We start from the raw sequence: 20,659 nt of genomic DNA, 5'->3' as shown, positions 1-20,659 counted from the left end.
GATCAAACTCTCCGTTGAAGACTCTCAACCACACCCCGAAAGGTGCAATCAGAAGAATAACTAGAGTCCGAAAACCTAGCAAAACAAAACGCCAGCAAAAAGATTTGCTGACTAAATGTCCGACCCTACAACCGGGGGGTATGCAAGGCCGGAACCAATTAAATAATTGGCACTGACATTCATCGACACACTATTGAGTTCTCAAAGAACACACGCACACACCATCGCCCAGATTTAATCTGATTGACCGGTGCGGCAGTTATTGAAGCTTAGCTCAGCCGTACACCCAGGCGCAAACCAGGGTTCAGATCGAGCTAGTGTGATCGTCAGGCGCTCCTCGTACTACCTCGTTTCCCTCGCCTTTCGCTCAGCGTTTCCGCTGTGCTTCTCGGCTCCGGGTCGGTGTCCGTGTCGCTCTGACTCGAATAAAGTTACGTGTCTGCGTGCATGATGTCAAATCGCCTGGTCAGGAATGGTTTTCGGCAACGCTTGATCATTGGGTCCATCCATTGCCAGGCGGACAAGATCAATCCGCAGCCCCGACCCGCTCTACTCGAGCACCCAATGCCTGCAGTTGCTCGACGAAGTTCGGGTAACCGCGGTCGATGTGGAAGACGTCGTGCACTTCGGTGACGCCATCGGCAACCAATCCCGCGAGCACGAGTCCCGCACCTGCCCGAATATCCGATGACCACACCGGGGCACTCGACAACCGCGGAATTCCGCGCACCACTGCGTGATGCCCATCGGTCCGCGCGTCGGCGCCGAGGCGGATCATCTCCTCTACAAAGCGGAACCGCGCTTCGAAGACGTTCTCGGTGATCATCGAGGTGCCGTCGGCGATCGCGGCGAGGCCGATGGCCATCGGCTGCAAGTCGGTCGGGAACCCAGGGAAGGGCAGCGTGGAGAAGTTGACCGCGCGCGGGCGGTCGGCCTGGATGACACGGAAGCCGTCCGGCTCGAACGAAATCCGCGCTCCTGCCGAACGCAGCTTGTCCAGCACCAGTGACAGATGCTTCGGGTTCACGCCGGTGACCCGGATATCGCCCATTGTCATGGCGGCGGCGATCCCCCAGGTTGCGGCGACGATGCGATCGCCGATCACGCGGTGCGTGGTCGGCGAAAGGCGCTCGACACCCTGAATAGTCAGCACCGAGGTACCCGCACCACTGATCCGGGCGCCCATGCGAACCAGCATGTTGCACAGGTCGACGATGTCCGGTTCACGCGCTGCGTTGTCGATGACCGTCTCGCCCTCGGCGAGCACGGCCGCCATGAGGATGTTCTCCGTCGCCCCTACCGACGGAAAGTCCAGCCGAATGCGCGCTCCACGCAGTTCATCCGCACGCGCGACGACACAGCCGTGCTCGATTTCGCTGGTAGCACCGAGCAGGCGCAGGCCGGCCTGGTGCATATCCAATGGACGAGAGCCGATCGCGTCGCCACCCGGCAGCGCGACAACCGCGCGCTTGCATCGAGCCATCAACGGACCGAGCACACAGACCGAGGCGCGGAACTGCGTCACCGCGGGAAAATCCGCGTGGTACTTCGGTTCAGCGGGCGTGTTGATCGTGACGACAGAGCCGTCGATCGTCACATCGCAGCCGAGGCCGCGCAGCACATCGCCCATCAGCGGCACATCGAGGATGTCCGGGCAGTTCGTAATGGTGGTCGTGCCCTCGGCCAGCAGGGCAGCCGCCATCAACTTGAGGACGCTGTTTTTGGCACCCCCGACCGCGACTTCACCGACGAGTCTATTCCCGCCGGTAACCAAAAACCTCTCCATGCCGCCTCTCAGTCCCGCCTCTCCGGGTATTCAGCGCACTGGTGAGTGCGACGGTAGTTGCGTTGCGGACCGACGGTAGGTGCCCGGCTCGGTTCGGGGCGTACCCGGTGAGTTACCCATGTACTCACGAGATCAGGCGTTGCGTTTTGAGCCCATCGTGTCCTCGTTCGCGTCCATCATGATGCACCCGACTCGTCTCCGCCCGGCTTCCAGAGCACATCGCCGCCGGGATTGGCGACGCGGCTCAGGATAAACAGCAGATCGGACAGGCGGTTCAAGTACTTGGCAGGCAGCACGTTCGTGTCGTACGGGTACGCCTCGATCGCCGCCCATGCGGAGCGTTCGGCGCGACGGGCTACGGTGCGCGCGGTGTGCAGCAGCGCCGCCAGTGGGGTGCCGCCGGGCAGGATGAACGAATTCAGCGGCGCCAGTTCGGCATTGAACTCATCGCACCAGCTTTCGAGCCGGTCGATATAGGGCTGGGTGATCCGCAACGGCGGGTACTCGGGCTCCGCGACAACCGGGGTCGACAAGTCGGCGCCCGCGTCGAACAGATCGTTCTGTATCCGGTGCAGCACCGTGAGCAGTTCCGGTGTCGGGCTCCCGAGCGCGACAGCCACGCCGATGGCCGCATTGGCCTCGTCACAATCGGCGTACGCGACCAGTCGGGGATCGGTCTTGGCGACCCGCGAGAAGTCACTGAGCCCAGTGGTCCCGTCGTCCCCGGTACGCGTGTATATCCGCGTCAGATGGACGCTCACGACTTCTCCTCGCTGCGCTCACTCACAAGACCACCTTAGTTGTCGGAACAGAACAGCAGGCTGTTCAGAGGCCTGGAAGTCGGCGGGTGCGATCGGAAGGACGGGATTCGACCCAGGAAAGGAAGGCGGCCAACGAGCCGCGGTCGAGGGCGAGTTCGAAGGTGCCACCGGTATCGGACACCGCGGTCACCGACAGTTCTTCGGTCATGATGTCGAACTCGTCACCGCGCGGGCCGCGGCGGTCACCGATCTCGATGCCCTGACGTCGAATGGTGGAGTCGGGACCCAGTTTGAGACTGGACAGCTTGTAGAAGACCAGCCGATCCTCGTCATATCGGATCAGGCCGTGCCGCCAACCCTGGCCACCGCGCGCGGGCAGCACCCGCAGCAGCGCGGCCGTGCCACCACGACGCAGCATGATCAGGCGGTAGGTCGAGGCAAGCGCCAGGAAAACGAGCACGAGCACCAGAATGATCAGGAGAACCATCCCGGTCTGCAATGCCGTTCGTCCCTTCGCTCCGCCGCCGTTTCGGCGACACCTCGCGGTCATTCAACCACGGACCCGAGTTTACAAACGGCGCGGCCGTGTCTTTCGCACTGTGGCTCGTACCAACCCCCGAAACGACGCTGTCGGCGGCGAATGAGTTCGCCGCCGACAGTGTCGTGCTCAATGGTGGTACTCGACTACGCGTTCGCTTCCTGCTCGACCGCGCGCACTCGGGCCTGGGCCGCCTTTTGCTGTTCCTCGGTGGCATCCGTGTCGGCCAGCACGCGGCGGGCCGCCTCGACATCGACCTCACCGGCGAACTCCGCGGACTCGGCAAGCACCCGGACCGTACTCGCGGTCACCGAGAAGAAACCGCCGTGCACCGCAGCGACGATCCGCTGGCCTTCGGTGTCGACGATGGTCACGGTGCCGCCCTCGACCAACTGGCCGAGCAGTGGCTCGTGGCCCGGCATGATGCCGATCTGGCCCTCGGTTGTCTGTGCGCTGACGAACGACGCCTGGCCGGACCAGAGCAGTCGCTCGACAGCGACGAGATCAACTGACATCTCCGCCATGGGTGACTACTTTCCGGCGATCTTCTTCGCGGCGGCCTCGACGTCGTCGAGTCCACCGCAGCTGTTGAACGCCTGCTCCGGGAAGTGGTCGAACTCGCCCTTGCAGACGCGGTCGAACGCCTCGATGGTGTCGGTCAGCGGCACCACGGAACCCGGCTGGCCGGTGAACTTCTCGGCGACGATGAAGTTCTGGCCGAGGAACTTCTCCAGACGACGGGCGCGGCCGACGAGGACCTTGTCCTCTTCGGAGAGTTCGTCCATGCCGAGGATGGCGATGATGTCCTGCAGTTCCTTGTACTTCTGCAGGATCCGCTTGACCTCGTTGGCAACCCGGAAGTGTTCCGCGCCGACGATCGAAGCCTCGAGAATGCGCGAGGTCGAGGTCAGCGGGTCGACGGCCGGGTAGATGCCCTTCTGCGAGATCGGGCGGGAAAGCTCGGTCGTCGCGTCCAGGTGGGCGAAGGTGGTCGCCGGGGCCGGGTCGGTGTAGTCGTCGGCGGGCACGTAGATGGCCTGCAGCGAGGTGATCGACCGACCACGGGTCGAGGTGATGCGCTCCTGGAGCTCGCCCATCTCATCGGCCAGGGTCGGCTGGTAACCGACGGCAGACGGCATACGGCCGAGCAGGGTCGACACCTCGGATCCGGCCTGAGTGAACCGGAAGATGTTGTCGATGAACAGCAGCACGTCCTGGTGCTGCACGTCGCGGAAGTACTCGGCCATGGTGAGGGCCGAGAGGGCGACGCGCATACGCGTGCCCGGCGGCTCGTCCATCTGACCGAAGACGAGGGCGGTGTCCTGAAGGACGCCCATCTCTTCCATCTCCAGGTGCAGGTCGGTGCCCTCACGGGTGCGCTCACCGACGCCTGCGAACACCGACGTACCGGAGAACTCACGCGCGATACGGGTGATCATCTCCTGGATCAGCACGGTCTTGCCGACACCGGCACCACCGAACAGACCGATCTTGCCGCCCTTGACGTACGGGGTCAGCAGGTCGATGACCTTGACGCCGGTCTCGAGGATCTCGGTCTTGCCCTCGAGCTGGTCGAATGACGGTGGCTTGCGGTGGATACCCCACTGCTCGCCATCGCGGCCGAGCCCGGGGGTGTCCAGGCAATCGCCGAGGGCGTTGAACACGTGGCCCTTGACGACGTCACCGACGGGCACCGAGATCGGCTTGCCGGTGTCGGACACCTTCGCCCCACGGACAAGGCCGTCGGTCGGCTGCATCGAGATGGTGCGCACGATGTTGTCGCCGAGGTGCTGGGCAACCTCGAGTGTCAACGTCTTGGCCACCGAGGCCAGCGCGATCTCGGCGTGCAGAGCGTTGAACAGTTCGGGGATGGAACCCCGCTGGAACTCGACGTCGACGACGGGGCCGATGACGCGGACGACGCGACCTGTTTTCGCGCCGGTCCGGCTTTCTTGCGTGACTGCTGCGGTCATTATTCTCTTCCTGCGCTTAGTCGCGGTCCGAGCTCGAAGCCAGCGCGTTCACGCCGCCGACGATTTCTGAGATTTCCTGCGTAATCTGGGCCTGCCGTGCCGAGTTCGCCTGCCGGGTAAGGACATTCGACAGCTCGTTGGCGTTATCGGTGGCGGCCTTCATTGCGGTGCGCCGAGCCGCGGACTCGGATGCCGCTGCCTCGAGCAACGATGAATAGATACGCGTATTGATGTACTTGGGCAGCAGCGCCGCCAGCAGCACATCGGCGTCGGGCTCGAACTCGTACTGCGCGTGCACATCGGCGGTGGCCGAATCGGACAGGCTGTCCTCACCCATGTCGAAGTTCTCGTCGACATAGCTCACCTGGATCGGCGCCAACCGGCGCACCTCAGGGGTCTGCGTCAACATCGAGACGAACCGGGTGTACACAATGTGCAGCTCGTCGACACCGGCGATATTGCCGGTGCCGTTCGGAGCGGGAACTTCGCCCTCGGAGCCAGCCATGAAGCTGTCCACCAGGTGCCGGCACGCGGCCGAGGCATCGGTGTACTTCGGCTGCTGCGAGAAACCGGTCCACGACGCACGGGGCGTGCGGTTGCGGAAGGTGTAGTAGATGAGGCCCTTGTTGCCCATCACGTACACCACCGGCTCTTTACCCTCGCCGCGCAGAGTGGTCATGAGCTCCTCGGCGCGCTTGAGCACGTTCGAGTTGTAGCCACCACACATACCGCTGTCACTGGTGATGACCAGCACAGCGGCGCGACGCGGGTTGGCGCGCTCGGTCAGCAGGGGATGCGAGAGGTTCTTGGAAGCACTCGCGAGCTCTCCGAGAACCTTCGTGATCTCCTCCGCGTACGGCTTGGCCGCAGCAACCCTGGCCTGAGCCTTCGTGATTCGCGAGGTCGCGATCAGCTCCTGGGCCTTGGTGATCTTCTTGATCGAATTCACACCACGAATGCGGGAGCGCAATTCACGCAGGTTTGCCATCAGCGGTTCACTCTCCCTTCATTCGCCAGTTGAAAAATCGAATTGCTCGCATCAGTTCCGCCTGGGCTACTTCTCGACGTGCTTGCGGGTCACGGTGAGCGACTCGACCTCTTCGGACTCGAGCTCGCCCGCTCCGTCCTCGACCACACGAGTGCCGTCGCTGGCGAGGAAGCCCTGCTTGAACTTGTCGGTGGCCACCTTGATGGCGTCTGCCGCGTCGCCCTGCAGCACCTTGCCGCCGGCGATCGACTCGAACGCCTCCTGCGCGGTCCGGTGCAACTCCTCGATCAGCTCGGCGTTGAACCGGCGGATGTCGGCAACCGGGACCGACTCGTAGTAACCGGCGTCGACCAGGTAGATCGAAACGATCTGGTCTTCGACGGCGACCGGCGTGTACTGGTCCTGCTTGAGCAGCTCGACCCAGCGGGCGCCGCGCTCGAGCTGAGCGAGCGAGGCCGCGTCCAGGTCGGAGGCGAAGGCGGAGAACGCCTCCAGCTCGCGGTACTGCGCCATTTCCAGACGCAGCGAACCGGCGACCTTCTTCATGCCCTTGGTCTGCGCGGCGCCACCGACACGGGAGACCGAGGTGCCGACGTTGATCGCCGGACGGACGCCCTTGTTGAACAGGTCGGACTCGAGGAAGACCTGTCCGTCGGTGATGGAGATGACGTTGGTCGGGATGAAGGCCGAGATGTCGTTGGCCTTGGTCTCGATGATCGGCAGACCGGTCATCGAGCCCGCGCCCATCGCGTCGGACAGCTTCGCGCAACGCTCCAGCAGGCGGGAGTGCAGGTAGAAGACGTCACCCGGGTAGGCCTCGCGGCCCGGCGGGCGGCGCAGCAGCAGCGAGATCGAGCGGTAGGCCTCGGCCTGCTTGCTCAGGTCGTCGAACACGATGAGGACGTGCTTACCCTGGTACATCCAGTGCTGGCCGAGAGCCGAACCGGTGTAGGGCGCAAGCCATTTGAAGCCGGCGGAGTCCGAAGCGGGGGCAGCGACGATGGTGGTGTACTCCATCGCACCGTGCGCCTCCAGCGCGGTCTTGACGCCCGCGATGGTGGAACCCTTCTGGCCGATCGCGACGTAGATGCAGCGCATCTGCTTGGTCGGATCGCCGGACTCCCAGTTGGCCTTCTGGTTCAGGATCGCGTCGATGCAGACCGCGGTCTTGCCGGTCTTGCGGTCGCCGATGATCAGCTGACGCTGGCCACGGCCGATCGCGGTCAGCGCGTCGATGGCGGTGATGCCGGTGGCCATCGGCTCCTCGACCGGCTGACGCTCCAGCACCGAGGCGGCCTGCAGCTCGAGCACGCGCTGCTCTTCGGCCTCGATCTCGCCGAGGCCGTCGATCGGCTGACCGAGCGGGTTGACCACGCGGCCGAGGAACTTGTCGCCCACCGGAACCGAGAGCACGTCGCCGGTGCGGCGGACTTCCTGGCCCTCTTCGAGGGAGGCGTATTCGCCGAGGATAACGGCACCGATGGCGCGGTCCTCGAGGTTCAGCGCCACGCCGAGCACACCACCGGGGAACTCGAGCAGTTCGTTGGCCATCGCCGAAGGCAGACCGCTCACGTGGGCGATGCCGTCACCGGTATCGGTGACAACACCGACTTCTTCGATGGAGGTTTCCGGGGTGTAGCTCTGGGTGTAGCTCTCGATCGCGCTACGGATCTCATCGGTGGAGATCGTCAGCTCCGCCATAGTCTTCCTGCTCTCGCTGTCTGGTCTCGAATGTCGGGGGAATTGGGAGTCGTCGGACTGTGGCATCAAGCCAAAGCCCGACGCAGCCGTTCCAGTCGGCCGGTGGCGCTACCGTCGATCACGTCGTCGCCGATGTGTACGACGACACCGGTCAGCAGACTCGGATCGACCTGGACGTGCACCGTGACCGGCTTGCCGTAGGTGCGCTGCAACGACGCCGCAAGGTGCTCCCGCTGCTGGTCGGTCAGCGCGATCGCGGCGCGAACATGCGCGACGATCTGGTTGCGCCGTGCGGCCGCGAGATCGGACAGCTCGTCGAATGCCTCGCCGATGCCCGTCTTCGACCGGGTGACCACCTGGTCCGCCAGGGTATGGGTGATGGTGTCGGTTTTGCCCGCGAGCAGCCGGTCGATCAGCTCGCGCTTGGCCTTTGCCGGCTTCGCGCGATCCGAAAGTGCCTGCTCCAACCCGGGGTTGTCGCTGATGATCCGGCCGAGTCGGAACAGTTCGTCCTCGACCGCTTCGATCCGCCCACTGTCGGCAGCCGACTCCAGCAGCGCTTCCTGCCCGAGCAACACCAGGGTGTCGACCAAATCGGCAGTGCGCGACCAGTTCTGGGCTACCGCGGTGGTCAGCGCCGCCAGCGTGGCAGCGCTGACCTTGCCGCTGAAGACCCGCTCGCTCAGCTCGGCGCGCGCCGCGCCCGGCACCGATACGTCCGCGAGCGCAACACGCAGCGAACGCTGGTCATCCAGCACGGCGACAACGGCGAACAGTTCCGACCCCGTTGTGGCCGCAACACCGTCGCTTCCGGTCAGAGCGGCCCGAAGTGCCTCTCGGGACCGGGAACTCGCCTCACGGCTCGCTGCGTACATGCTTCTCACTTTCGCGTCGCTACCTTCCGACCCCGATGCCGGCATTCGACTGGTCGAGCTCGGACAGGAACCGCTCGATCGAAGCCGCTTGCTTGGCCTCGTCCGAAACCGACTGTCCGATAATCTTTTCCGCCAGATCGACGGCCGTCTGACCGACCTCGGCACGCAGTTCGGTGAGGATCTGCTGCCGCTGGGCTTCCAGCTGGCTGTGGCCTGCCGCGACGATACGGTCGCTTTCGGCCTGGGCATCCGCGCGCATCTGCGCGAGGATCTGCTGGCCCTGGGTGCGTGCGTCCTCGCGGATCTTCGCAGCCTCGAGCCGGGCTTCGGCCAGCTGCTGCTGATACTGCTGCAGCGTCAGCTGGGCCTCTTCCTGCGCGGCCTCGGCCCGCTGGATGCCACCCTCGATCTTGTCGGCACGCTCGTCCAGCACCTTCATGAGGCGTGGAATTACGTACTTGTAGAAAACGAAGCCGATGATCGCAATGCAGACCACCGACCACACGATGTCGTATGTCTCGGGGATAAGGGGGTTGATATCCTCCCCCGTCGCCGCGGCGAGCACAGAATGCGTGGTCATCGCAATCTCAGAAAATGAAGCCGGCGACGAGGCCGATCAGCGCGAGCGCCTCGGTGAATGCGATACCGAGGAACATGTTGGTGCGGATCGTGCCCTGCAGCTCGGGCTGGCGGGCGATGCCCTCGATCGCCTTGCCGACGACAATGCCCACGCCGATGCCGGGGCCGATGGCAGCCAGACCGTAGCCGATGGCGCCGAAGCCCTTGAACGTCGACTCGTTGGTTGCAGCTTCCTGGGCCAAGTACGCGAGGCTCATGAGTTCCATTCCCTTTCTATTGCCCACACGCCGGTCGGCGGGTGTAGCAGGTATCCGGTAGTTGTTCGGGTCAGTGCGAGTCAGCGTGTTGCGCGAGTCCGATGTAGACGGCGGTCAGCAGCGCAAACACGTAGGCCTGCAAGAAGATGACCAAAATCTCGAAAAGGGTGAATCCGAGTCCCGCGATCAGCGAGAACGGCGAGAACACCTTCATCCACGAGGTGGCGTCGAACAGGAAGAACCAGGTGGCGCTGAAGAACAGCACCAGCATGATGTGACCTGCCAGCATGTTGGCCATGAGTCGCACGGTCAGCGTGAACGGGCGAAGGATGAAAGTCGAGACGAACTCGATCGGAATCAGCAACACGTGCAGCGCGGGTGGAACATTCGGAACCACGATGCTGCTGCGCATGTAGGTGAGGAAGCCATATTTCTTGATACCCACGTAGTTGAACGTGATGTACGCAAGCGCGGCCAACACCAGCGGCATGCCGATTCGGGCGTTCGACGAGATGTTCAACCCCGGAATGATGCCGGAGAAGTTCAGGAAGAGGACCGTGAAGAAGATCGTCGCGATCAGTGGAAAGAACCTGCGGCCGGATTCCTTGCCGAGAACCTCGTCGCAAATCTGTTCCTTGACGAAGACCAAACCGGTTTCGGCAACGTTCTGCAGGCCGCGCGGGACGATGCGAGGACTCCGGAATGCCAGCACCATCACAATGACAAGAACCGCCGTCATGAGCAGACGGATCAACATCAGTCGATCGAGTTCGAACGGCGTACCCTCGAACAGCACAGCTGGAGGGAAGAAGTCGGACAGCGATGGCGCGTGGAACTCGCCCGCCAAAGTGGTGACGCTCAGCGTTCTCTCCCGTGTTCGGGCCGCGGGTTCGTTCGTACCCACGGTTCGATCGGACATTGACGATCAATTAGTCGACTCAGGTCGGCTCGAATTCGTCAGCAGCTGTGCGACGGGATTAGAATTCCGCCTGGCGTCTGTACGTGTGTCGGCGACATCGTCGACATGCAGAACCGGAACCCCTCGGAGTCCGGCACGGCAGTAAGCATAGCGGCACTCAGCGGGATCGGGGCGATCCCCCCTCGCTTGGTTGCTTGCTTACCAACACTTTACCAAGAGATCTACGACAGTGTGTAGGTGGGTGGGTTTTATTACTGACCAGTACCCGGTTCGGGCTCCGCATCGGGCACCGTCACGTACGGAACCTTCTGGCGCAGAACGCCGTACGTCTCCGCTCCGAGCACGATGACCAGGGAACCTACGACGGTCAGGAACAGGGTCACCCTGTCGTAGAAGTCGAAGTTCTGCAGCACGGCGATCACCACCATCGCGACAAGCAGCTTGCCGACCCAACTGACCAGCATGACCAGGCCCGCGGTGCTCGGCGGCAGCTTCGCACCGAACAGCACGACCGCGGCCGTGGTGAGGATGAAACCGCCGCCGATGGCAGCGCCGATCAACGCCCCCCAGAAACCGGGCATACCTGCCGCCGCGGACGCGATCGCCACCGCGAGCACGACCAACACGATCAACCCGATGGCGCCGTAACGCAGCGCCGCCTTGAGCGGCGCGTCGGGACCGGGGACAGGTGTCGGAGTGAAGCTCACGAGGAAAACTTTACCCGGGAGGCGTCCGGTCCCCCGCCGGCTCCCCGCGTCGCAGGCCGGGGATGGCGGTGACGACGAGGGCGAAAACCAGTCCACCCGCCATCAGCAGGACAACCAACCTGCGGTCCATCAACGCGGTACCGACGGCGCCGAAGGCCAGCACACCGACCCACAAATAGATCAGCAACACCACGCGTCGATGCGAATGTCCGATCTGCAACAACCGGTGATGCAAGTGCATTTTGTCCGGAGTCGAGAAACTTACGCCCGCGCGCACCCGTCGGACGATCGCCAGCAAAAGATCGAGCACCGGAATGAACATCACCGCGCCGACCAGCAACAATGGCGAGAGCAGACCGACAATGTCGCGCGGCCCGTAACCGTTCAACGGAATTCGGCCGGACGCGCCCGTCGATACCGCGGCGAGCATCAGCCCGATCAGCATCGATCCGGAATCGCCCATGAATATTCGGGCAGGCTGAAAATTGTGCGGCAGGAAACCGAGGCAGGCACCCGCCAACGCGGCGGCCAGCAAAGCAGGCGGATAGGTATCGACCGAACCGCCCTGGTCATAGAGCAATCCGACGGCGAAAACGAAGACCGCTGCCGCGCAAATCAGTCCGAGCCCGGCCGCGAGTCCGTCCAGCCCGTCGACGAAATTCATCGCGTTGATCAGGGTGACTGTGATCGCAACGGTGACAAGACCACTCTGCAGCGCGTCGAGGACCACCGTCGTGTCGTTGAACGGGTCGTAGATGACATACCAGCTCAGGCCCATCACCGCCATCACGCCCGCCGCTGTGACCTGGCCCGCGAATTTGGTGAGCGCGTCGAGACCCCAGCGGTCATCGACGATGCCGACGAGCACGATGATCGTGGCCGCGACCAGCACCGCGGGAATGTCCGGCGCATAGTCGAAGCCACGACGCAGCGCGGGAAGTTGGTGCGCGAACAGCACGGCCGCGACCACACCGATATACATGCCGACACCGCCCATCCGTGGGATGGGCTTGACGTGCACATCGCGCTCGCGCGGTACGGCGACCGCGCCGAATGCGATGGCGAGTACCCGAATTCCCCCGGTCGCAAGAAAGGTGACCGTTGCGGAGATGAGCACAACCAGCAGCAGCTCGCGCAGCGGAACGACCGAACCCCAACCGAAAATCGGGTCCGCGAGTATCCGATCCGCGTTGTTCAGAGCAACCTGCGCGCAGTCGCTAGCGGCGAGAAGATCCGCCTGTCCACCGATCACCGCGGCACGGCGCCGGTCAGAGCTTCCTGCGACATACCGAGCACCTCGGCGATATCGGCGACCGGTACCGCGCCCTCGCGCAGGATGCGCGGCTGGTCAGCGGTGAGATCGACGATGGTCGAAGCGACGGCGTGGTCGGAGCGACCTCCGTCGAGGTACACCCCGACCTGATCACCGAGCTGATCGCGCGCCTCGGCGGCGGTCTTGGCAGGCGGCTGCCCGGAGACGTTGGCACTGGACACCGCCAGCGGGCCGACCTCACGCAGCAATTCCAGCGCGACCGGGTGCAGCGGCATCCGCAACATCACAGTGCCACGGGTATCACCGAGATCCCAGGCCAGCGAAGGTGCTTGCTGCACAACGAGACTCAGTCCACCCGGCCAGAACGCACGGATCAGCTCACGGGCCTGTGGGCGCACCGAGAAAACCAGGCCATCAATGGTGTGCCACGAACCGACAAGCACCGGCACCGGCATATCCCTGCCGCGTCGTTTGGCCGCGAGCAACGAACCGACCGCCGAAGAATCGAACGCGTCGACGGCGAGGCCGTAGAGCGTGTCGGTGGGCAACACAACCAACCGCCCGGATTTCAGGGCGCTGGTAGCTGCGGTCAGTCCGGCGGCGCGCGAGTCGGGATCCGCGCAGTCGTAGACGGTACTCACGCACCCCATCCTGTCATGGGCGCCCCGCAAGACCATCATCACGGGGCGGTTGCCGCCGCCCAACCGATCAGATTCGGTGCGCTGCGACAAAACGCGGCTTGCCCGCGAGGTCGGGGTGCTCGACGATGTCGGTGAATTCGCCGTGTTTGCCGAGTAGGGCTGCCAGGTCCGCGCCGTTGGTGTCGTCGTGTTCGATGGCTGTTGTGCCGCCGGGGCGCAGCAGGCGGGCGATGGTTGGGATCATCGCGCGAATGACGTCGAGGCCGTCGGGACCGCCGAACAGAGCGAGGTGTGGGTCGTGGTCGGCGACCTCGGGGGCGAGTTCGGCGGCTTCGGGGATGTAGGGCGGGTTGGAAATCACGAGGTCGACGCGGCCGTTGAGGTCCGACAGCAGGTCCTGGTCTGTCACGTCGTCGGCGTACAGGGTGACCGGGGTGTCGCCGTCGGCGATCCGGAGATCGGCGTTGCGGCGGGCCCATTGCAGCGCGGACGGATCGATGTCGATCGCGTGCACGTCGGCGTCGGGCCGGGCATGGGCGATGGCGAGGGCCAACGCGCCGGAGCCGGTGCACAGGTCGACAACGATGGGCGTGTGGTCGTGGGGCAGCTTCTCCAGCTGGCCCAATGCCCAGGCGAATAGCAGCTCGGTCTCCGGGCGCGGGATGAATACCCCGGGCCCGACGACCAGGTCGATCTCGCCCATCGCGGTGGTACCGGTCAAGTGCTGCAGCGGGATTCGCTCCGCACGCCGGGCGACCACGGTGCGGTATTCGGTCAGCAATTCGGGCTCGACCAGCGGCGTCAGCGCCAGCCGTGTCCGCTCGACGCCGAGCAGATGCGCCGCGAGCTGCTCGGCATCGGCCTGCGGACTGTCAACCCCTGCCGCCCGCAAGGTCTCGACGGCTTCATTGATGGCTCGACGCAACGGCTCACGACTCATGGTGCTGACTTTGCCTGATCGATTGCTTATTCGGCCGCCATTCGGGCTTGGCGATCTGCCTTGCCGAGCGCGTCGAGCAACGCGTCCATGTCACCGTCCAGCACCGCATCCAGGTTGTGAGCTTTGAATCCGATGCGGTGGTCGGCGATCCGGTTCTCCGGGAAGTTGTAGGTGCGGATGCGCTCGGAACGGTCGACGGTGCGGATCTGGCTGGCCCGGCCCGCCGCGGCTTCCTGATCGGCCTGCTCCTCGGCGAGCGCCTGCAACCGCGCGGCGAGCACCTGCATGGCGCGCGCCTTGTTCTGTAGCTGGGAGCGCTCGTTCTGACAGGTAACCACAATGCCCGACGGCAGGTGGGTAATGCGAACGGCCGAGTCGGTGGTGTTGACGCCCTGGCCACCCTTGCCCGAGGAGCGGTAGACGTCGATGCGCAGATCGGTTTCGTCGATCTGCACCTGTTCCACCTCGTCGGGCTCCGGGTAGATGAGCACGCCGGCGGCCGAGGTGTGGATGCGGCCCTGCGATTCGGTCACCGGCACGCGCTGCACGCGGTGCACACCGCCCTCGAATTTGAATCGCGACCAGACACCGTCGCGTGCGGCGTCCTTGCTCTTGATCGACAGCGTCGCGTCCTTATAGCCGCCGAGGTCGGAGATGGTGACGTCGAGAATCTCGACCTTCCACCCATGCCGCTCGGCGTAGCGGATGTACATGCGGGCCAGGTCGGAGGCGAACAGCGCGGATTCCTCGCCGCCTTCGCCGGACTTGACCTCGAGCACGACGTCGTCGCCGTCGTGCGGGTCGCGGGGGGCGAGCAGGTCGGCGAGCGTCTGCTCCAGCTCGACCACCTGACGTTCCAGGTCTGGCACCTCGGCCGCGAAGGCCGCATCGTCGGCCGCGAGTTCCTTGGCGGCGGCGAGATCGTCACGGGCGGTCTGCAGTTTGTTGTAGGTGGCCATGATCGGGGCCAACTCGGCGAACCGCTTGCCGACCCGGCGCGCCGCGCCAGGATCGTTGTGCAGCGCCGGATCGGACAGCTGCAACTCCAAGCCCGCGTGCTCGGCCAGAATGTCGTCGATCGCGGACGGTTGCGTCACGGTAGGTGCTTCCTCTCGATTTTCCACGTCATCCCGGACGAAAGCCGGGACCACACAAAAGCACCGACGCCCGGCCTGCGGAGCAGGACCGGGCGTCGGTGAGGAAGCTACTTGGCGTCGGCTTCGGCTTCGTCGGCCTTCTTGCCGGCACGCTTGCCGTAGCGGGCCTCGAAGCGGGCCACACGGCCGCCGGTGTCGAGAATCTTCTGCTTGCCGGTGTAGAACGGGTGGCACTGCGAGCAGACCTCGACGGTGATGTGTCCCGACTCCTTCGTGCTGCGAGTCTCGAAGGTATTGCCGCAACCACAGACGACCGTGGTGTCGACATACGTCGGGTGGATTCCTGCCTTCATGGGTGTCCTCTCGATATTGGCCGCCGGGTCGCCCTCGCAGATCGCGAGAACGTGAACCGGAGCCGACTAGGCGGGAGGTCTGCTCAGTGAGCAGACGCAACGACCGTTCAGTATGCCAGAACTGCCGCTACGCTCTCAAAACGCATCCCAGTACAGGTTTGTTCCCTGCGTCGAGTACTCCCCCCACCCTTCCCGCCCATGGAAGTTCGGGCACGCGGATCCCACACTCTTACGGAACCCTTAAGTCGAGTAGTCGACTACTCGGGAATGCGAACAGCGCTGTTCATAGAGTTGGGGCCTGTTGCACAGTGCCGTGCCGAGACAGAAAGGAGAACCTCATGAACAGTCGAATCGCGCTCGCGATCTTCGCACTGTTGATTCTCACTGTCGCGGTGGGCTGGCTTGCCGTACCCGACTCCCCGAACTCCACGGCCTGCGCATATGCGATGCCGACCGCAACAGCCTTCGAGTCCTCGCCCACCGCCAGGCCCGCAGGCGCAACTGCAACGACCGCAATGATTCTGGGCTGCATGATCATTGGAGCCGCGGCCATCGGCCTGGTCTTCTTCAGCCCACGCAGCACTCAGGGGCTCCGTTCGCACGGAGCCCCTGATCTTGCTACTGATTTCGCGAGTGCGTGGGTAACCCCTGGGGAACGCCCAGGGGTCGCCCAGCACTCATTCGTCGAGTGCGCCCGGCGCGGTCTTACTTACCTGCATCAGGAACTCCAGGTTGTTCTTACTCTTCTTCAGTCGGTCGATCAGCAGATCGATCGCCTGATGCGAGTCGAGGCCCGTCAGTACGCGGCGCAGCTTGTGCAGCACCGCCGCCTCGTCGGGGCTGAGCAATAGCTCGTCCTTGCGGGTACCGGATGGATTGACGTCCACCGCGGGGAACACGCGCCGTTCCGCGATCTTGCGGTCCAGCTTGAGCTCCGCGTTGCCGGTGCCCTTGAATTCCTCGAAGATCACCGTGTCACCGGTCGAGCCGGTCTCCACCATCGCGGTGGCGATGATCGTCAGCGAGCCGCCGTTCTCGATATTGCGTGCCGCGCCGAGGAACCGCTTGGGCGGGTACAGCGCGGTGGAGTCGACACCACCGGAGAGGATGCGGCCGGAGGCGGGCGAGGAGTTGTTGTACGCGCGGCCCAATCGAGTGATCGAGTCGAGCAGCACGACAACATCTTTGCCCGCTTCCACCAGGCGCTTGGCGCGCTCGATGGCCAGTTCCGCGACCGAGGTGTGATCTGACGGCGGGCGGTCGAAGGTGGAGGCGATGACCTCACCCTTCACCGAACGCTGCATATCGGTGACCTCTTCCGGACGCTCGTCGACCAGCACAACCATGAGGTAGACCTCGGGGTTGTTGATGGCGATCGCGTTCGCGATGTCCTGCATGATCGTGGTCTTACCCGCCTTGGGCGGGGAAACGATCAGCGCACGCTGGCCCTTACCGATCGGCATGATCAGATCGATCACACGCGTGGTCAGCTTGTTCTGCGAGGTTTCGAGCCGCAGTCGCTGGTTCGGGTAGAGCGGGGTCAGCTTGGTGAAGTCGGGGCGCCGCTTGGCCGCCTCGATATCGCCACCGTTGATGGTGTCCAGGCGGACCAGTGGATCGAACTTCTGCCGCTGGTTGCTCTGCTCACCATCGCGCGGAGCGCGCACCGCACCGGTGATCGCGTCACCGCGGCGCAGGCCGTTCTTGCGGACCAGGTTCATCGAGACATACACGTCATTCGGTCCGGCCAGGTAACCCGAGGTCCGCACGAACGCATAGTTGTCGAGCACGTCGAGGATGCCCGCGACCGGCTGCAATACGTCGTCTTCGCGGATCTCCATCTCACGAGCCTCGCCGACGGTGGCTGGGCCGCCATCGCGGTCGCGACCACGACGACGTTCACGGAAGCGACGTCCCCGCCGTCCGCGGCCCTCCTCGTCGTCGCCGCCACGGTTGCTGTCACCGCCACGGCTTTCGCCACCACCACGACTTTCGCCGCCACGGCTGTCACCACGGCCTTCGCCACCACGGTCACGATTGCTGCCGCCGCCGTTGCCGTTCTGGTTGCTGCGCTCGGACTGATTGCGCTCGCCGGCCTGGCCACGTTCGCCGGACTGATTGCGCTCGCCCGACTGATTGCGCTCGCCCGACTGATTGCGTTCGCGACGGCGTTCGCCCTGGTCCTGCTCCTGCTTCGGCTCGTCACCGCGTGATTCCGCCGAAGCGGTCTCGCCACCGGAACGGGCCTGTTCACGCCCGCGACGCTGCCTGCCGCGACCACGCTGACCCGGCTCACGGCCGGAATCCTCGGTGGTCTCGGTCGACGCGGCGTCAGCCGGTGTCGAGTCGGCCTGCGGCTGTTCAGAGCGAGCAGACTTCGAGGGAGCGGATTTCGACGTGGCCGCGGGAGCCTCATTCGACTGAGCCGCAGCGGGAGCCTGATTCGACGGAGCGGAAGCCTCGTTCGCCACGGCAGGAGCCGAAGGCGTCACATCCAGAGTCGCCTGCACCGGTGCCGCCTTGGCGGTGTCCGCATCGGACTTCACCTCGCCGCGAGCAGCCTTTTCTGCCTTGGCCGACTTCCCGGCCTGGTTTTCTTTGATAGCGGCGATCAAATCGCCTTTGCGCATTCCGGAGGTGCCTCGGATACCGAGCTCCCCCGCGAGCGCGCGCAACTGCGGCAACAACATTCCAGTCAGCCCCGATCGTGCGACGTCGGTTTGTTCGCTCATCTTCGAAATTTGCCCGGAGTCACTTTCGCGGTCGCCCGGGGTCGTTGGGTTGGATTCCACCCCGGGTGTCGCGAGCAGGTCCGTATCTGTCACGGAAATCCTTTCCTTCCCTCGATTGCCGTGTGCTATTTCGAGGGTTTGTTCCGCAGTCCGGGCACTGTGCCGAACTCGGAGTACAACCGTCGGACATCCGTCCTGTCGGTCGCTTTGTGCCGTATCACCTGCCCCGCCGGACCGGCGGCTTCGCCACCAACTGGTGAAAGTTGGGAGAGATCATTCCAGTTGCGCAGCTACGCAGCACCCCCATGGCCTGGAGGCTCGAGCCTGGAGCCTGCTGGAGCGATTGCCCTGATGAAGCACCGGCGTCTGATGCGCACGATGTACGGACTCGCTCAGGATAGCTGGCAACTGTCAACCTCGGCAAGGCAGACGCGCCGTCAGTCGACCTGGACACCTTCCGCGAGTCCCGGTTCGACCACCCGCAGGCCTTCCTGGGCGGCCAGTTCGCGGAGTTCCGGAGGGAATTCGCTGGTAACAAGGGCCAGTACGGTCGGGCCCGCGCCGGAAACAGTCGCCGCGATACCGGCGGCCCGCAGCCGATGGATCCAGGCCGTAGTGAGCGGCAACGCGGGCGCGCGCTGGCCCTGATGCAATCGGTCCGCGGTAGCGGGCAACAGCAAGTCCGGGCGCTGGGTGAGCGCGACCACCGCGAGCGCGGCCCTGCTGAGGTTGAACGCGGCGTCCCCGTGCGGGACGACCTCGGGCAGCAGACCACGCGTGTGCGCGGTGGACGAGCGCTCCTCGGGAATGAGCACCACCGCACGCAGGTCCGGATGCGGCTCGAGGCGCACCGCACGGTAAATACGGGTCGGCGCTGCCGCGGTACCGTCCGCGCCCGCATCGGCGGGCCGGTCGGTCTCGGTCCAGGACACCACGACACCGCCGAGCACGCTGGCAGCGGCGTTGTCCGGATGTCCTTCGAATTCCGAAGCCAGCTGGACCAATTGGTCCGTACCGGTGACAAGTGTGGGATCCAGTTCGGCGGCGAGCGCGCAGCCCACCGCGAGTCCGCCGACCACCGCGGAGGCGGACGAGCCGAGGCCACGCGAATGCGGAATCACGTTGCGGCACACCACATCGAGGCCATCGGCCCATACACCCGCGGATTCCAGTCCGCGCTCGATAGCACGCACCACGAGATGCGAAGGGCCCCATGGCACGTCGTCGGCGCCCTCACCCTCTACCCGGATCGTCAGGCCGGAATCGGTAGTGCGCACCTCGATCTCGTCGTAGATGCCCAATGCCATACCGAGCGAATCGAATCCAGGACCCAGATTCGCGCTGGAGGCGGGCACCCGCGCGAGCACGGACAATCCGGCAGGCAGCGTCCGAGTCATGACTGCGGCCCGCTCACGCAGCTGCCTTTCCCGCGCACTCAACTCAAGCCAGCTCGAGTGCGGCGGCCACGGCGACCGGGTCGACCTGAATCGCTTGGACCTGTGGCATTCCCGAAAGTGCGGTGTCGGGATCCTTGAGGCCGTTACCGGTCACGGTGCACACAACGGTCAGGCCGGATTCCAGCCAGCCCTCTTTGCGCGCTGCGAGCAGACCGGCGATGCTGGCCGCCGAAGCAGGCTCGACGAAGACGCCCTCGCTGGCGGCGACCAACCGGTAGGCCTCCAGGATTTCCTCGTCGGTGGCGGCGCGGAAGGCGCCTCCGGACTGCTCTTTGGCCTCCATCGCACCGTTCCAGGACGCGGGTGCGCCGATCCTGATGGCGGTCGCGATGGTCTCCGGGTCCTTGACCGGTGCGCCGTTGACCAGCGGCGCAGCGCCCGCCGCCTGCACGCCGAGCATGCGTGGCAGCTGCGTGGTGATGCCGTCGGCGTAGTACTCGCGGTAGCCGCGCCAGTACGCGGTGATGTTGCCCGCGTTGCCCACCGGGAGCGCGTGCACGTCCGGCGCCCTGCCGAGCACATCGCAGATCTCGAACGAAGCGGTCTTCTGCCCCTCGATGCGCGCCGGGTTGACCGAGTTCACCAGTCCGATGCTCGGGAAGTCCGCGGTCACCTTGCGCGCCAACTCGAGGCAGTCGTCGAAGTTGCCCTCGACCTGGATGATCTTCGCGCCGAGCATGACGGCCTGGGCCAACTTGCCCATGGAGATCTTGCCCTGCGGGATCAGCACAGCGCAGGTCATTCCCGCACGGGACGCGTATGCCGCAGCCGAAGCCGAGGTGTTGCCGGTGGATGCGCACAGCACCGCGGTCTGACCGCGGTACTTGGCATCGGTGATCGCCATCGTCATCCCGCGGTCCTTGAACGAACCCGTCGGGTTCAGCCCCTCGACCTTGAGATACACATCACATCCGGTCAGCTCGGACAGGTGCGGCGCGGGAACCAGCGGGGTGCCGCCCTCGAAGAGGGTGACCGGCTCCCAGTCGGCCGCGCCCGCGAGACGATCGCGATAGGCCGCGATCAGCCCCGGCCAACGGGAATGCACGCCTGCCTGCGGCGCGACGCCTGCCGAGTTCATATCA

The 20,659-nt window shown here is 64.8% G+C and carries 20 protein-coding genes; all 20 read right to left on the bottom strand.

Features of this window, described 5'->3' with window-relative positions:
* Nucleotides 1-526: 526 nt before the first annotated feature.
* A complete protein-coding gene (gene murA / locus ACLMAJ_RS07785; RefSeq protein WP_412012831.1) occupies nt 527-1,786 on the bottom strand; it encodes a UDP-N-acetylglucosamine 1-carboxyvinyltransferase in 1,260 nt (419 codons plus the stop codon).
* A 176-nt stretch (nt 1,787-1,962) separates the two neighbouring features.
* On the bottom strand, nt 1,963-2,547 hold the full coding sequence (locus ACLMAJ_RS07780) for a cob(I)yrinic acid a,c-diamide adenosyltransferase (RefSeq protein WP_412012830.1): 585 nt from the start codon (nt 2,545-2,547) through the stop codon (nt 1,963-1,965).
* A 64-nt stretch (nt 2,548-2,611) separates the two neighbouring features.
* Nucleotides 2,612-3,034 (bottom strand): DUF2550 domain-containing protein, encoded by a 423-nt coding sequence (locus ACLMAJ_RS07775; RefSeq protein WP_412012829.1) that lies wholly within the window; start codon nt 3,032-3,034, stop codon nt 2,612-2,614.
* Nucleotides 3,035-3,231: 197 nt separating this feature from the next.
* Nucleotides 3,232-3,609 carry a F0F1 ATP synthase subunit epsilon gene (locus ACLMAJ_RS07770; protein WP_412012828.1) on the bottom strand — a complete coding sequence of 126 codons (378 nt, stop codon included), beginning with the start codon at nt 3,607-3,609 and terminating at the stop codon, nt 3,232-3,234.
* A gap of 6 nt (nt 3,610-3,615) precedes the next feature.
* Nucleotides 3,616-5,058, bottom strand: a complete 1,443-nt coding sequence (atpD, locus tag ACLMAJ_RS07765) for a F0F1 ATP synthase subunit beta (protein WP_412012827.1) — start codon at nt 5,056-5,058, stop codon at nt 3,616-3,618.
* Nucleotides 5,059-5,074: 16 nt separating this feature from the next.
* Complete coding sequence (locus ACLMAJ_RS07760) at nt 5,075-6,046, bottom strand: F0F1 ATP synthase subunit gamma (RefSeq protein ID WP_412012826.1); 972 nt, start codon at nt 6,044-6,046, stop codon at nt 5,075-5,077.
* A 66-nt stretch (nt 6,047-6,112) separates the two neighbouring features.
* Entirely contained in the window at nt 6,113-7,747 is a 1,635-nt protein-coding gene (gene atpA, locus ACLMAJ_RS07755) for a F0F1 ATP synthase subunit alpha (RefSeq protein ID WP_412012825.1), read from the bottom strand.
* 65 nt (nt 7,748-7,812) lie between these two features.
* The gene (locus tag ACLMAJ_RS07750; protein ID WP_412012824.1) at nt 7,813-8,622 is read right to left on the bottom strand and encodes a F0F1 ATP synthase subunit delta; all 810 of its coding nucleotides are present in this window, start codon (nt 8,620-8,622) and stop codon (nt 7,813-7,815) included.
* Nucleotides 8,623-8,641: 19 nt separating this feature from the next.
* Nucleotides 8,642-9,202 (bottom strand): F0F1 ATP synthase subunit B, encoded by a 561-nt coding sequence (locus ACLMAJ_RS07745; protein ID WP_412012823.1) that lies wholly within the window; start codon nt 9,200-9,202, stop codon nt 8,642-8,644.
* Nucleotides 9,203-9,209: 7 nt separating this feature from the next.
* Complete coding sequence (locus ACLMAJ_RS07740; RefSeq protein ID WP_364906576.1) at nt 9,210-9,458, bottom strand: ATP synthase F0 subunit C; 249 nt, start codon at nt 9,456-9,458, stop codon at nt 9,210-9,212.
* A 70-nt stretch (nt 9,459-9,528) separates the two neighbouring features.
* Nucleotides 9,529-10,377, bottom strand: a complete 849-nt coding sequence (atpB, locus tag ACLMAJ_RS07735) for a F0F1 ATP synthase subunit A (RefSeq protein WP_412012822.1) — start codon at nt 10,375-10,377, stop codon at nt 9,529-9,531.
* Nucleotides 10,378-10,628: 251 nt separating this feature from the next.
* Nucleotides 10,629-11,084 (bottom strand): Cg1360 family ATP-synthase-associated protein, encoded by a 456-nt coding sequence (locus tag ACLMAJ_RS07730; protein ID WP_412012821.1) that lies wholly within the window; start codon nt 11,082-11,084, stop codon nt 10,629-10,631.
* A gap of 10 nt (nt 11,085-11,094) precedes the next feature.
* Nucleotides 11,095-12,282: a glycosyltransferase family 4 protein gene (locus ACLMAJ_RS07725; protein WP_412012849.1), complete on the bottom strand. Its 1,188-nt coding sequence runs from the start codon at nt 12,280-12,282 to the stop codon at nt 11,095-11,097.
* Nucleotides 12,283-12,332: 50 nt separating this feature from the next.
* A complete protein-coding gene (locus tag ACLMAJ_RS07720; protein ID WP_412012820.1) occupies nt 12,333-12,998 on the bottom strand; it encodes an L-threonylcarbamoyladenylate synthase in 666 nt (221 codons plus the stop codon).
* A 67-nt stretch (nt 12,999-13,065) separates the two neighbouring features.
* Nucleotides 13,066-13,938 carry a peptide chain release factor N(5)-glutamine methyltransferase gene (gene prmC / locus ACLMAJ_RS07715; protein WP_412012819.1) on the bottom strand — a complete coding sequence of 291 codons (873 nt, stop codon included), beginning with the start codon at nt 13,936-13,938 and terminating at the stop codon, nt 13,066-13,068.
* Between the two features lie 26 nt (nt 13,939-13,964).
* Complete coding sequence (gene prfA, locus ACLMAJ_RS07710; protein WP_412012818.1) at nt 13,965-15,035, bottom strand: peptide chain release factor 1; 1,071 nt, start codon at nt 15,033-15,035, stop codon at nt 13,965-13,967.
* Nucleotides 15,036-15,142: 107 nt separating this feature from the next.
* Nucleotides 15,143-15,388 (bottom strand): 50S ribosomal protein L31, encoded by a 246-nt coding sequence (gene rpmE, locus ACLMAJ_RS07705; protein ID WP_412012817.1) that lies wholly within the window; start codon nt 15,386-15,388, stop codon nt 15,143-15,145.
* A 677-nt stretch (nt 15,389-16,065) separates the two neighbouring features.
* Entirely contained in the window at nt 16,066-18,213 is a 2,148-nt protein-coding gene (gene rho, locus ACLMAJ_RS07700) for a transcription termination factor Rho (protein WP_412012816.1), read from the bottom strand.
* 344 nt (nt 18,214-18,557) lie between these two features.
* Complete coding sequence (gene thrB, locus ACLMAJ_RS07695) at nt 18,558-19,517, bottom strand: homoserine kinase (RefSeq protein WP_412012848.1); 960 nt, start codon at nt 19,515-19,517, stop codon at nt 18,558-18,560.
* Nucleotides 19,518-19,560: 43 nt separating this feature from the next.
* Nucleotides 19,561-20,655: a threonine synthase gene (gene thrC, locus ACLMAJ_RS07690; protein WP_412012815.1), complete on the bottom strand. Its 1,095-nt coding sequence runs from the start codon at nt 20,653-20,655 to the stop codon at nt 19,561-19,563.
* Between the last annotated feature and the right edge of the window lie 4 nt (nt 20,656-20,659).

Source organism: Nocardia arseniciresistens (genome assembly GCF_046764875.1).
In the GTDB taxonomy this organism is placed as follows: domain Bacteria; phylum Actinomycetota; class Actinomycetes; order Mycobacteriales; family Mycobacteriaceae; genus Nocardia; species Nocardia arseniciresistens.
This window is presented reverse-complemented; position numbering and strand designations above follow the sequence as displayed.